Genomic DNA, 13,144 nt, shown 5'->3' with positions numbered 1-13,144 from the left:
CTAAAAAAAGAATCCACACATTATCAAATACGAAACATAAACTAGTTCTCACATACTTTTTCTCGTTCGTTTTCAGCACTTGATAATATATGGATTGCTTAATTTAACTATTCAACTGACACTATCATAGCATACTTAAAATAAAATGTACAATCTTTTTTGAAAATAGAATTTCTAATTTTTAGTATTTCTTATAAAATATAATTATCTCTATCCAAAATAAGGAGGAGTTTATGACCAATAAAATCCCTAGAAAAACATTAAAAAGAATTGAAGAGGATATTGAAAAGAATAATCTTGGAAAAGCAAGAGATAGATTGCATGGCCTCATCTTTACATACCCAAATGAATTACATCTTCGAAAACAACTCGGAGATATTTATTATAAATTACAATATCCAGAAATGGCTGGACGTTACTGGTATCTAGAGAAGCATAAAACAGATATTATGCATGAATCATGTTTATTATTTGAAAAATCAATGGGAAATAATCCTCATCATATTGCACGTGCTTTAAAGTTTAAAGGCGATTCTAACCATTTAAAAGGTTTGTATAAAGCTCAACCGTTATCTTCCGTGCAGATGAAAGTAGCAGAGGAGCTAATTTATGATTATAAAGAAACATGGCAAGATAAGCTAGTTCCTTTTGGCTGTCTAGCATTGCTTGCTTCCCTTCTCTTTTCTACCATTGTTGGTCTATTCACTATTTGGAATTGGATTTTTTAATCACAGGGGGAATTTTCACATGTCAAACTACGCCAAAGAAGAAAAGCTTACAGGGGGAAACGTCTCAAACGTATATCGTTCTAAAAATACTGTTCGACGAGAATTGAAGCCAGACAGTGCAAAAGTTCATAAGTTATTACAGCATTTAGAAAACAAAGGTTTTCATTACGCACCAAAGTTTTTAGGTATAGATGAGAAAAATAGAGAGACTTTATCTTTTATTGAAGGAGATGCTGGAAATTATCCTTTAAAAGAATATATGCGATCTAATGATGTGTTAAAAGAAATAGCAAAGATGCTTCGCCTTTATCATGATGCGGTAAGTGACTTTCCGTTATTAGATGATTGGAAACCTATGGACCATACCCCAAATAACATTGAGGTTTTATGCCACAATGATTTTGCCATATATAACATTATATTTAATAACGAGAAACCAGTAGGTATTATTGATTTCGATGTTGCTGCTCCTGGCCCAAGAATTTGGGATATCGCTTATACGCTTTATACTTGTGTGCCTTTAAGTAGAGTGTATTATACGGAATCAGGCGAGGCAATTCGTTATGAATCAACACAACATGCTGATCGTATAAAAGAAAGAGTGCAATTGTTTGTTCAGTCCTACGGGAAAAGTATGGACGAAGATTACTTAGGAATGGTACTACTACGCCTAGAAGCGTTATGTACGTATATGAAAAGAAAAGCGCAAGAAGGCGACTTGAATTTCCAAAGAATGATTGATGAAGGACATTTAGAGCATTATGAAAAAGATATGAAGTTTATTCGTGATCATGGAGCTGAGTGGATTTGATCATATTGTCTTTTTTTGTCGGTAAGTCGATATTTTTTGTCGAATCGTCGATATATTTGAAAAATCGTTGATATATTTTCATTTACTCTCGAATCGTGCGAAAAATAATAAGGGGCACCCTTCAAAAAGGGGCCCCTTCCTTTTATTTCGTAAATTGTGCTTCTTCTGTAGATCCTTTTAATGCTGTCGTTGATGAAGTACCACCTGTAATCACTTGTGCTACTTCATCAAAGTAACCTGTTCCTACTTCTCGTTGATGGCGAGTTGCAGAGTAGCCGTGTTTTTCTGCTGCGAATTCCGCTTGTTGTAGTTCAGAGTACGCTGCCATGCCGCGCTCTTTATAGCCGCGTGCTAATTCGAACATGCCGTAGTTTAATGAGTGGAATCCAGCAAGTGTTACGAACTGGAACTTATAACCGTAAGATGCGATTTCTTTTTGGAAGCTCGCAATTGTTTTCTCATCTAGTTTTTGTTTCCAGTTAAATGAAGGTGAACAGTTGTATGCAAGCAATTTCCCTGGATGCTCTTTATGAATTGCGTCCGCAAATCGTTTTGCATCTTCTAAATTTGGCTCAGATGTTTCACACCAAACGAGGTCTGCGTAAGGAGCGTATGCTAAACCACGTGCAATCGCTTGATCAAGACCTGCTTTCGTACGGTAAAATCCTTCTGGTGTTCTTTCTCCTGTAATAAACGCTTTATCAACAGGATCGATATCGCTCGTAATTAAATCTGCTGCATCCGCATCTGTTCTTGCAACGATAATTGTCGGCACTCCCATTACGTCTGCCGCAAGGCGTGCCGAAATTAAATTACGTACCGCTGTTTGCGTCGGTAGTAATACTTTTCCGCCTAAATGACCGCATTTTTTCTCTGAAGATAATTGATCTTCGAAGTGCACACCTGATGCGCCTGCTTCAATCATACCTTTCATCAGCTCAAATACGTTTAATTGTCCGCCAAATCCAGCTTCTGCATCTGCTACAATTGGCACGAAATAATCTGTATCACCGCTTCCTTCCATATGCTGAATTTGATCCGCACGTTGAAGCGTTTGATTAATTCGTTTTACTACAGCAGGTACGCTGTTCGCTGGATATAAACTTTGGTCTGGATACATATGTCCAGAAAGGTTTGCATCTGCTGCTACTTGCCAGCCACTTAAATAAATTGCTTTTAACCCAGCTTTTACTTGTTGCATCGCTTGGTTTCCTGTTAATGCACCAAGTGCGTTAATATAATCTTCTGTATGAAGCGACGCCCAAAGCTTTTCAGCACCGCGGCGCGCTAACGTATGTTCAATATCAATTGACCCGCGCAGGCGAATTACATCTTCTGCCGAATATGGACGTGTGATCCCTTTCCAACGCGTATCTAGTTCCCAGCTCTCTTGTAATTTCTCGATTCTTTCGTTTTTCATTTGTTCCATCCCCTTTTCATTTTTATAAAATTTCATAACCCGGTAATGTTAAGAATGGTACGAATTCATCATTCCGAACGAGATTTGTAAATAACGTTGTCGCCTCTTGGAATCTCCCTTTCTTAAAGGCTTCTTTACCAATCTCTCTTTCTATTTTTGCCAACTCTTCTTCTTTTAGCTCTTCCATTAATTCAAGTGTAATATTACGGCCATCATTTAATTTTCCACCTTCATGGCGAATCCATTGCCATACTTGTGCCCTAGAAATTTCTGCTGTTGCTGCATCTTCCATTAAGTTATAAATTGGTGCTGCTCCCCGGCCGCTTAACCAAGATGCAATATATTGAATACCTACGCTAATATTCAGACGAAGACCCTCTTCTGTAATCGTTCCCACTGGTACTTCTAATAAATCCTTTTCTGTAACATGTATTTCTTCACGTTTTCTAAAAATTTGATTCGGCGTTTTCATAATGTGATTAAATACTTCCATCGCGACTGGTACAAGTCCCGGGTGGGCAACCCAAGTCCCATCATGACCGTCTAAAGCTTCGCGCTCCTTATCCGCACGCACTTTTTCAAAAGCTGCTTCATTCGCTTCTGGATTGTTTTTAATTGGAATTTGTGCTGCCATTCCTCCAATAGCTGGTGCATTACGACGGTGACACGTTTGAATGACTTTCAAAGAATACGCGCGCATAAACGGCGCCGTCATCGTGACTTGCGCTCTATCTGGAAGTAAAAATTCATTATGATTACGGAAACCCTTTAAAAAACTAAAAATATAATCCCATCTTCCGCAATTTAATCCAGCAGAATGATCTTTAAGCTCATACAAAATTTCATCCATTTCAAACGAAGCGTGAATCGTTTCCAATAATACTGTTGCTTTAATCGTTCCGTTTGGAATACCGATATATTTTTGAGCAAATACGAAAACATCATTCCATAGCCTTGCTTCTAAATAGCTTTCCATTTTCGGTAAGTAAAAGTATGGACCGCTTCCTTTTGCTAAAAGAGCTTTCGCATTATGGAAAAAATAAAGTCCAAAATCTACTAAGCTACCAGACATATTCTTCCCGTCAACTTGCATATGTTTTTCTTCTAAATGCCATCCTCTTGGACGCACAATTAATACTGCTGTTTTACTATTTAAACGATATTCTTTTCCGTTTTCATTTTTATGTGAAATCGTTCCCTTTACTGCATCTCGTAAGTTTATTTGACCTTCAATTGTATTTTCCCAAGTTGGTGAATTCGAATCTTCAAAATCCGCCATAAAAAGATGTGCTCCTGAATTTAAAGCGTTAATAACCATCTTTCTATCTACTGGACCAGTAATCTCTACGCGGCGATCCTCTAAATCTTTTGGCAATTTAGCAATTGTCCAATCCGCTTCACGTATGTGCTTTGTTTCTTCTAAAAACTTCGGAAACTCTCCTGCATCAATTTTCTGTTGTTTTTCCACACGTTTTTGTAAAAGTTCTATGCGGCGCTCATTGAAATTTTCATGTAGTTCCTTCAAAAAACTAAGCGCCTCAGGTGTCAATATTTCGTTGTACGCTGGTAACATTTCTCCCACGAGTGTAACCCGTGAAGTTTGCGTCGACATATTAGCATCCCCTTCTTAAACTGTTTTATAACAGATTTGATTTTATGTTTTATATTATATAACAAATCTTCAGAAAAGGAAGTTTTTTTTGAAAATTTAATCGTTTTTTTATAAAACTGTATTCTTCCACTGGTATTACACATAAAAAAGAAGCCGGTGTTATACAACACCAGCTTCTTGTTCTATTATTTATTCAAAAATTGTTTTAAATAAGAATTGCGCATATTGTTCACGTGTTACTTTCATGTTTGGAGCAAAGTTACCCTTGCCATCTCCTACTGAAATACCATTTGAACCTACTGCATTAATCGCATTTTCTGCCCAATGTCCTTTTGGTACATCTTTAAATCCTTTTGTTTCTTTTACTTCTAACTCATATGCTACTGTAAGCACTTGTGCCATTTCTGCACGTGTTAATGTATCTTTCGGTCTAAAGTTTCCAGTTCCATCACCATTAAAGATACCTAATTCTGTTAATACTAAAATTTCTTCTAAGAACATTGTTGATCTTTCATTAATATCTTTATATGGATTTTCAAGAATATCGCCTTCCTCGAATACTTCACTGAAATCCATTGTGCGATAAATTAAAGCGGCTACTTGTTCACGTGTTACGTTATGTCCAAAACCGAACACACCATTTCCATAACCAAGCATAATTTCTTGTTCTGCTAAAGTTTGAATTGCTTCATAAGACCAATGTCCTGCTGGTACATCTTTAAAGAATGCCTGACTTGCTTGTTGTGGCTTTGCAGCTAGTTCAGCTTTTGCTGTTGTCCCTTCAGCACCAAATGCTACTCCACCCATAATTGTTAAAGCTGTTGCTACTTTTAAAACTTTTTTCTTCAAAGTATTCTCTCCCTAAAAAACATATTTTTTTCTAATATAAAGAATTAATGGAAGCGTAACAATATAATTTTCATGTGAGTTTTGTCTAATTTATGAACTATATTTCACATACTTTTATTTACACTTTATTAATAATAAAGTTACTAAACCGTATATTTAAACAATAAAAAGTCACTTTATTCAATCTCTTCTTATCCACTAAATTCGAAAAACTAAATTACGAATAGAAAATCGATATAATTACAAATAATTTTAAATAAGAAAAAAGCGTGGAATTCCCGCGCTTTTTTCTTGATATATATTATATTAATATAACTTAAACATCCTTATATTTTAACTTTCATTCATAATCTTCATCTTTTACTGGAAAATAAAAAACAGCTTTATTTAAAAACGTTGCATATTGCTCACGTGTTACAACTTTATTCGGTTCAAATTTCCCATTCCCTGTTCCTACTATGACATGATTAGACTGTAGTGCACTAATCGCATTTTTTGCCCAATGATTATTTGGTACATCTTTAAATGTATGATTCTTCTTCACCTCAAATGTAAATGCATTCGTAAGAATTTGTGCCATTTCTGCGCGTGTTACTGGTGCAGTCGGTCTAAAGTTCCCTTTTTCATCACCTTTAAAAATACCATGCTCTGTTAATACTAAAATTTCATCTAAAAACATTGTTGCTCTCTCAGAAATATCTTTGTATGGATTTTTTAAAGGTCCTTCCTTTTTCAAATTCAATGTACGATACAGCACTGCTGCTACTTGTTCTCTTGTTACATTATCACCTACACCAAACTTACCATTTCCATACCCTAACATTACTTTATTGTATACTACATCCATTATATCGTCATATGCCCAGTAGTTTACTGGAACATCATCAAACACAATCATTTCTGGATATTCTTCTGCTTTTACGTTTGGAACATTCGTACTTACAAACAAACCACCCATAATAGTTACCGTTGCCATTATACGTAACATATTCTTCTTCATTGCCCTCTCCCCTTTACCTCCATTTGAAAAAACGGAAAATAATAGACTGAAATCCTTTCCAATATTACATATGTTGCCTTTGCACCATTTATGCAATATATTACATTTAAAAAATCTATTATTGTGAAAATCACTACTAAAGGAGAGCCAATTCGCTCTCAATTTCAACTTTTATACCGAATTGTACGCAAACTAATTTTCTTTCCTGTATTCATGTAAAGGTGTTTCTATAATATAAATATTCTACTTTTTTTTAAAGAAATCCTTCACGTTTTAAGAGTTCATTTTCTAGACAAAAAATGCAATTATATCGACTTAACTACAACATACGACAATAGTAACCTCTCTATTAACAAAAGCTCATAATGAGCGAAAGATACCTCTTCCACAAATTATGAGCTTTCTCTTTATCTATTCCATTTTCCCTGGAGAATTATCAATTGATCGTTGTAAAAACTTTGCAAATTGCCCACGTGTAACGAGCATTTCAGGCTGGAACTTGCCATCTCCCGTTCCTACCGCTACTTTATTAGACTGCAATGCGCTAATTGCATCCCTTGCCCAATGATTTTCTGGTATATCTGTAAATGTATGTGGACTCTTTGTTTTCAACTCATATGCTTTCGTTAAAATTTGTGCTAATTCTGCACGAGTCAATGTATCTTTCGGACGGAAATTCCCATTTTCGTCTCCTTTAAAAATACCAAGCTGTGTTAAGCGTAAAATTTCGTAAGGGAACATGGTTGATTTCGCACTAATATCTCCATATGGATTTCCAATAGTCGCACTTCTTTTTACATGAAGTGCGCGGTACAATACTGCCGCCGCTTGTTCACGTGTTATATGATCTTCTGTCCCAAACTTACCATTTCCATAGCCATACATAATGCGATGATATACTAAATTTGTAATTTCATCATATGCCCAATGATCTGTTGTTACATCATCAAACTTTATCATAATATTAGGACTAGATTTTTGGATAACATCTGTATTTGCAGACACACCATTTGCACTTACAAATATTCCCCCATTAAAGTTAGTGATGTCGCGATCTTTACTAGCTTTTTCATCCCTCTCATCTACCTTTTCCTTTATTTCCCTGCAAATTATATTATACAATAAATCTGAAAATTTCAAATGCAATTAAACCTAATTATTTACAATTACGAATACAATTTTTCTTTTACTGCTATTTCCTCATCCTTCGTTTTTCGAAAAGTAAATGCCATTCCTACAAATATAAGGATAATCCCTACTACTTGCATACTAGTCGGTCTAAACCCAGTAAAGACGGTATCTAATAGTATTGCAACCGCAGGATCTAAAAATACTAATACAGAAATCATTCTAGTAGATAAATCTCTTAAACTGTCAAAAAATAAGTAATATACAAATCCAGTATGTATAAGACCTGTCGCTGTAATCATCATCCAATTCATCTCTGTTAACCCTTGAAACTTGCCAAAGTCTACGAATGGTAGCAATAAAAATATACCTAAAAATGTTTGTAAAAATGTCATCGCATATGCGCTCGTATGCTGAATTCCTTTTCCTAGTAAAGTAGTAAAAGCATAAAATAGTGCCGCAAGTAGTGCCCATACCATGCCAGATGACATCAGTTTTTCAAGTGATAGACTTCCATCTACTCCAGCCACTAACACTGTACCGATAAAACAAATGACAATGGACAAAACAGCAAACATTGTAAGTCTCTCTTTAAATACGATACTACCAATCATTAATACGATAATGGGTGCTAGATGATAAACTGAAATCGCAATTGTAATCGACATAACTTCAAATGCTTTAAATAGAAATACCCAGTTAAAAACGAGAAATACACCGCATGCTAATATTTGCATGATTTCTTTTTTATTCCATTGCTCACTTTTATATTGTCCTGTTACGAGCCAACATAATGCTAAAAATATAGTCGCACAAATACAACGAACGAATACTAATTCAAAAGACGGTAAACCTGTTTGAACAGAGAAAAATCCAATTGATCCGAAAATAGACATCGAAAGGATCATTTTTATAGCCGGCATTGATTTTGAATGAAACAAAATATTAACCTCCTAAACATTTCACTGAATATTCCATATATTATACACTATAATTTTCCAAAACTCGAATAACGCATAAAAAAAGAAGCAGTACACTACCGCTTCTTTTCCTTTTCATATTGTTCAAACGTATGAATTCTTTCGAAAATTGGTGGATGTGTGTATAAGAAAAACTTCACTAACGCAGGAGGATTTACTTGGCTTAAACTCGTTTTTGATAAATATTGAAACGTTTTTACACCAGATTTCCCGTCCTTCGTCATGTCTAAAGCATATTGATCTGCTGCTCGTTCTTCTATACGAGAAACATAGTTTGTTGCTGGCTGTGATACAAAAGAGAGGACAGAAGAAATTAAGAAAAATAAAGGTAAAATTGAGAAACATGCTGCTTTTGAAATTTGCAGCGTATCCCCCCATTTTCGAATACACATATTGATAATACGACTAATGAGGTACATCCCTATAAACGATAGCAACACATAACTCGCAACGCCCCAATATATATGTTTCATAACATAATGCCCCATTTCATGAGCCATTATAAATAAAATCTCTTTATCTTTTAATTGCTTTAGCGTTGTATCCCACATTACAATGCGCGAGTTAAGTCCTATTCCTGTTACATATGCATTTAACGCATTCGTTTTTTCCGACATATTTACTTCATATACATGTTTTGCTGGAATATCAGCTTTGTCTGCCATCGCTAAAATTTTCGTTTCTAATTCTTTATTTTTCAGCGTCGAGAAGTCGTTATACAGTGGATCAATCACAACAGGCTGTATGAATGTTAAAAAGATTGTAAACGGAACAGAGAGTGCCCAGCCTGCTAACCACCATCTCTTCGGGAATTTACGGATAAGCCAGAGAAGAACCGTAACTACAATTAACATAGTTGCATAACTTTCCCAAAAACCGATAACATGATCTTTTATCCAGCTTTGTGTACTTTGCGTTGAAATGCCGTAATCAACGGAAACTTTTCGGCTAATCCATTGCATCGGCAAGGCAAGAACTGTTGTAAGTAATGATAAATAAAAGAAATAAATCGCAACTTGCAGGACACTTATTTTCGTCGTTTCCTTCGACCATTTCTCAAACTTTTTTGAAATACCGAGCACAAGTACAAATAATAAAATAATCCATTCAAGAGGCGTCGCTAAAAAATACAGTAAATTTTTCACGCGCGAATAATCTTGGCTTAGCGTAAGCTCTCTTGCATTCATAAACGTTTCTGGATCTGCACTCGTTCCTTTATACATGTCCGGAATTAGTTCATGATTCCATCCAAATAAATACCAATATATAAATAACGCAAACCCAACGTACAAAAAAAGCGACCACCCGATAACCTTCCTCACGCTATTCCCTCCTCTATGCTGCCTGTCTATTATTATTGTAAGTTCGTACATGCTAAATTAGAACAAGCTTATTACGCGAATTGCTCGAGATCCTTTTATTTACATAAAAAAACTCTTCTACATAAAGAAGAGTTTTACCTACCTTTTGACACTTTATTCGGTTCATACTCTGGGATAAGAAACGTACTTACAACCCAGCTTTTATATAGCGTATATATTCATAGTCTTGAAAAAATAAAGTCGTTACAATAAGCGTAAAAAATCCAATTAAAACTAGTACATATCCTATTTGCTTCTTAGATAACATAACGTGCCTCTTTAAGGAAGTACATCCATTAATAAGCTAAAATCTTGTAAAGAAAAAGAACTATATTTCATAATACCTTGTACAGCTAAAAGTAAAATAAGACCGGTCACACACATATAATTAACGCTTTCTTCACTCTTTTTTTCAGCAACTACGCCGCCACTAATACATAAAATCCCTAGCAAATGAAGTGCTAAATACATAAAGAAATAAGCTTCCTCCCAGCGAAGAATAACGTTGACTGTCGTTATTAGCACAATACTAAGCACAATCAAATAAAAAAACTTATTTGATGATATTGTTTCATTCATATAATTTTATACATCCCTTTCAAATTTAGAATGAATGATGCTTCAAAGCTATAAAGTAAATGATTGTTTTCATACTATAAAACAAAAGGAAAGCCACTATTACTTTCTCGAATATTTTATGACCCCACATATACTTCTCTTCATTTTTTCTGAAGATGCGCTTCATCATTTCTTCTACTATTAGACCAAATATTAGTAAAACTCCTAGCACAATAAGAAGAGAAATAATATTTTCTTTTAAATGATTACTAGAGAACAAATAATACTCCGGAAACACAATCGTATCTACTACAGGTTGAAACCAATGACAAACGCTTTTATCACACATATCTGTAATAGACGTAGCATCTATAATATCTTTCAATATTTTTCCAATCGTCTTCTTCATCTCATTTACTCCCCACGACGTCTGAAAAGCTTTTTTCCTGCTCTACATATATAGCAGGCATTTCTTTACTCCAATATTTGCGGTTAACAAATAAAAAGATGAGTACTAAGTTTAATCCTGTTATAAAAATAATAAGTCCTGGAAAGAACGTCGTATAATTTGAGAAATCTGCAAAACTCATTATCTCTTCTTTATTTATTAAAAAAGAAGCACCGATTACAAATGCATTGTTTAACATGTGAATAGCAATTGGCATGAGTAAACTATTCGTACGAATATATACGATTGATAGTACAACGCTAAATACAATTGCACCTAGGAAATCAACGTGTAACAATGCAAACAATATTGCTACAACAATGATCGCTATACTCGTTCCCCATTTTGCTGCGAAGCGTTGCAGTAAAAATCCGCGAAAAACAAATTCCCCAATAATTGGTGCGATGAATACGACCATAATAACTTGATAAACATATCCCCCAGTGCTATCCATAATCGGTTCGCGTAATGCGTTCATAATAAATGTCGGTGTAATCCATGCAAAGCTATACATGTACAAAATAAGATATCCATAACTAAACACGCATAACATGATCGTAATGTATAAAACTTGCACCAGGTTAAATGTTTCATTTCTATTAATAAATAATGAAAATGCAACACGGTGTTTTTTATACGCAAAATAAATCCACGTAATCGGCAGGATATAGAATATAAGAATATTTATAAAAGTAGAATTTTGCATATGAAATGTATTTTCTATCAATTCATTACTGGCTCTTGCAACTACAGTTAATAGTGCAAATACAATTAAAAAATATCTAGCTCGCATCGTTTGAAACGGATTCACACTCATCTCCTCCCCTATGTTACTTTTATCATATCATTTGATTCTTAATTTTTTGAGAAAGAAAACCTTAAAATTTCCTTAAAAATTCCATAAGTTACCGAAAGATGATATGATATTCGAGGAAATTAGGAGGGATTTTTATGTATGAAGCAAATATTTTGCTCGTTGATGATGAAACAGCAATTTTACAATTACTAACTACCATTCTTGAAAAAGAAGGTTTTTCTCATATTACAACTGCAACATCAGCTGAAATAGCTTTATCTCTCACGCAGCAAAACGATTACGACTTAATTATTTTAGATGTCATGCTTCCTGGACAATCTGGTTTTGATATTTGTCCCATCATTCGACAGAAAACAGATTGCCCTATCTTCTTCCTCACAGCTAAAGCATCTGATTTAGATAAAATATCTGGATTTGCACACGGTGCAGATGATTATATTACGAAGCCATTTAATCCACTTGAAGTAGTAGCTCGTATGAAAGCACAACTCCGAAGGCATATGAAGCAGGTAATGACACATGAACAAAAAGCACACTCTAGTTCATTTGGTAGATTTGCAATTGATCGCGATTCCGCAGAACTGACAGTGAATGGACATGTTGTCGAATGTTCTGCTCAGCTATTTCAGCTATTACTCTTCTTTTGCGAGAATCCGAACTACGTATTTTCGAAAGAAGAAATATACGAAAAAGTTTGGGGAGCACCAGCCTACAATGGCGATGACAATACCGTTATGGTTCACATTCGAAAACTACGTGAAAAAATTGAACAAGACCCAAGTAAACCAGAATATATAAAAACCGTTCGCGGACTTGGCTATAAGTTCATTACAAAGTAGGGTGACGATATGAACTTTAATAAACGACTTATTATCCAGTTTATTCTGCAACACGTATTTGTTTTAGTTACATTACTAATTGCTGTAGTAGCTGCTTTCACTTATTTAATTTTTCTTGTTACGAGTACTTCATATGAACCGAATATTCCAGATGCTGATAATTTTATGATTGCAAGATATATCTCTTCAGAAGATGGCGATATTTCGTTAAAAACTGAAGTAAAAGACTTAATGAAAGAGAAAAATGATTGGATTCAAGTTGTAGAGGAAAACGGAAAAGTTCTCTATCACTTTAATACACCTAATGACGTACCGACATCTTATACGAAGGCATCTTTATTCTCATATATACAGAATCACATAGAAAGCCCTTATACATTTACGTATTGGGAAATTGAATTAGAAGACAAGAATGTGCTTGTTATTTATGGCAGTATGTTAAAAAGCAATGAATTACTAAAAACAATCCAGAAAACGCACCCTTCTGTATCTACGGATTCGTTCACATTAACAGAAGAAGAACAGCATTTACTTACTAAAGAAAAAGCAACACTTCAAATCTTTAATAGCGTTGGCGAAGAAGTATTCTCCTA

Annotated in this window: 13 protein-coding genes and 2 pseudogenes; 4 read left to right on the top strand and 11 right to left on the bottom strand. The window is 34.7% G+C overall.

Features of this window, described 5'->3' with window-relative positions; all coding sequences use genetic code 11:
• Positions 1–233 precede the first annotated feature (233 nt).
• Positions 234–728, top strand: a complete 495-nt coding sequence (locus MR083_RS18680; protein WP_000182387.1) for a DUF6584 family protein — start codon at positions 234–236, stop codon at positions 726–728.
• 19 nt (positions 729–747) lie between these two features.
• Positions 748–1,539, top strand: a complete 792-nt coding sequence (locus MR083_RS18675) for a phosphotransferase (protein ID WP_000073781.1) — start codon at positions 748–750, stop codon at positions 1,537–1,539.
• A 142-nt stretch (positions 1,540–1,681) separates the two neighbouring features.
• Here MR083_RS18675 and aceA read toward each other — a convergent pair whose 3' ends face one another.
• The 11 genes and pseudogenes from aceA to MR083_RS18620 all read right to left on the bottom strand — a co-directional run bounded on the left by aceA (position 1,682) and on the right by MR083_RS18620 (position 11,712).
• On the bottom strand, positions 1,682–2,959 hold the full coding sequence (aceA, locus tag MR083_RS18670) for an isocitrate lyase (RefSeq protein WP_000787354.1): 1,278 nt from the start codon (positions 2,957–2,959) through the stop codon (positions 1,682–1,684).
• Positions 2,960–2,981: 22 nt separating this feature from the next.
• Positions 2,982–4,571: a malate synthase A gene (gene aceB, locus MR083_RS18665; RefSeq protein ID WP_242269699.1), complete on the bottom strand. Its 1,590-nt coding sequence runs from the start codon at positions 4,569–4,571 to the stop codon at positions 2,982–2,984.
• A 189-nt stretch (positions 4,572–4,760) separates the two neighbouring features.
• Positions 4,761–5,420, bottom strand: a complete 660-nt coding sequence (locus tag MR083_RS18660; protein WP_000731024.1) for an S-layer homology domain-containing protein — start codon at positions 5,418–5,420, stop codon at positions 4,761–4,763.
• A 340-nt stretch (positions 5,421–5,760) separates the two neighbouring features.
• Positions 5,761–6,420, bottom strand: coding sequence for an S-layer homology domain-containing protein (locus MR083_RS18655; protein WP_014893225.1), 660 nt, complete (start codon positions 6,418–6,420; stop codon positions 5,761–5,763).
• Between the two features lie 411 nt (positions 6,421–6,831).
• Positions 6,832–7,502 (bottom strand): annotated as a pseudogene (locus tag MR083_RS18650) (S-layer homology domain-containing protein).
• A gap of 84 nt (positions 7,503–7,586) precedes the next feature.
• Positions 7,587–8,489, bottom strand: a complete 903-nt coding sequence (locus MR083_RS18645) for a DMT family transporter (RefSeq protein ID WP_000469089.1) — start codon at positions 8,487–8,489, stop codon at positions 7,587–7,589.
• A 95-nt stretch (positions 8,490–8,584) separates the two neighbouring features.
• Positions 8,585–9,850, bottom strand: a complete 1,266-nt coding sequence (locus tag MR083_RS18640; RefSeq protein WP_242269698.1) for a M48 family metallopeptidase — start codon at positions 9,848–9,850, stop codon at positions 8,585–8,587.
• Positions 9,851–10,037: 187 nt separating this feature from the next.
• A complete protein-coding gene (locus MR083_RS18635) occupies positions 10,038–10,157 on the bottom strand; it encodes a Trifolitoxin immunity domain protein (RefSeq protein ID WP_162531936.1) in 120 nt (39 codons plus the stop codon).
• A gap of 11 nt (positions 10,158–10,168) precedes the next feature.
• Positions 10,169–10,468 carry a hypothetical protein gene (locus tag MR083_RS18630; RefSeq protein WP_001006054.1) on the bottom strand — a complete coding sequence of 100 codons (300 nt, stop codon included), beginning with the start codon at positions 10,466–10,468 and terminating at the stop codon, positions 10,169–10,171.
• A gap of 25 nt (positions 10,469–10,493) precedes the next feature.
• Positions 10,494–10,856 (bottom strand): hypothetical protein, encoded by a 363-nt coding sequence (locus MR083_RS18625; RefSeq protein ID WP_242269697.1) that lies wholly within the window; start codon positions 10,854–10,856, stop codon positions 10,494–10,496.
• A 1-nt stretch (position 10,857) separates the two neighbouring features.
• Complete coding sequence (locus MR083_RS18620) at positions 10,858–11,712, bottom strand: CPBP family intramembrane glutamic endopeptidase (RefSeq protein ID WP_000115762.1); 855 nt, start codon at positions 11,710–11,712, stop codon at positions 10,858–10,860.
• A gap of 134 nt (positions 11,713–11,846) precedes the next feature.
• Between MR083_RS18620 and MR083_RS18615 the strand changes: the two genes are divergently transcribed.
• Together MR083_RS18615 and MR083_RS18610 are read left to right on the top strand one after the other, a co-directional pair.
• Complete coding sequence (locus MR083_RS18615) at positions 11,847–12,551, top strand: response regulator transcription factor (protein WP_000272685.1); 705 nt, start codon at positions 11,847–11,849, stop codon at positions 12,549–12,551.
• A gap of 9 nt (positions 12,552–12,560) precedes the next feature.
• Positions 12,561–13,144 (top strand): annotated as a pseudogene (locus tag MR083_RS18610) (sensor histidine kinase); the annotation flags it as partial.

This window comes from Bacillus cereus group sp. BfR-BA-01408, from assembly GCF_022663305.1.
Lineage (GTDB): Bacteria > Bacillota > Bacilli > Bacillales > Bacillaceae_G > Bacillus_A > Bacillus_A pacificus.
Note: the sequence above shows the minus strand (reverse complement) of the source record. Positions and strands in the feature narration are given on the sequence as shown.

Coding starts and splice junctions, on each gene's coding strand:
- MR083_RS18680 (WP_000182387.1), top strand. CDS start 234: ATGACCAATAAAATCCCTAGAAAAACATTAAAAAGAATTGAAGAGGAT.
- MR083_RS18675 (WP_000073781.1), top strand. CDS start 748: ATGTCAAACTACGCCAAAGAAGAAAAGCTTACAGGGGGAAACGTCTCA.
- aceA (WP_000787354.1), bottom strand. CDS start 2,959: ATGAAAAACGAAAGAATCGAGAAATTACAAGAGAGCTGGGAACTAGAT.
- aceB (WP_242269699.1), bottom strand. CDS start 4,571: ATGTCGACGCAAACTTCACGGGTTACACTCGTGGGAGAAATGTTACCA.
- MR083_RS18655 (WP_014893225.1), bottom strand. CDS start 6,420: ATGAAGAAGAATATGTTACGTATAATGGCAACGGTAACTATTATGGGT.
- MR083_RS18635 (WP_162531936.1), bottom strand. CDS start 10,157: ATGTTATCTAAGAAGCAAATAGGATATGTACTAGTTTTAATTGGATTT.
- MR083_RS18630 (WP_001006054.1), bottom strand. CDS start 10,468: ATGAATGAAACAATATCATCAAATAAGTTTTTTTATTTGATTGTGCTT.
- MR083_RS18625 (WP_242269697.1), bottom strand. CDS start 10,856: ATGAAGAAGACGATTGGAAAAATATTGAAAGATATTATAGATGCTACG.
- MR083_RS18620 (WP_000115762.1), bottom strand. CDS start 11,712: ATGAGTGTGAATCCGTTTCAAACGATGCGAGCTAGATATTTTTTAATT.
- MR083_RS18615 (WP_000272685.1), top strand. CDS start 11,847: ATGTATGAAGCAAATATTTTGCTCGTTGATGATGAAACAGCAATTTTA.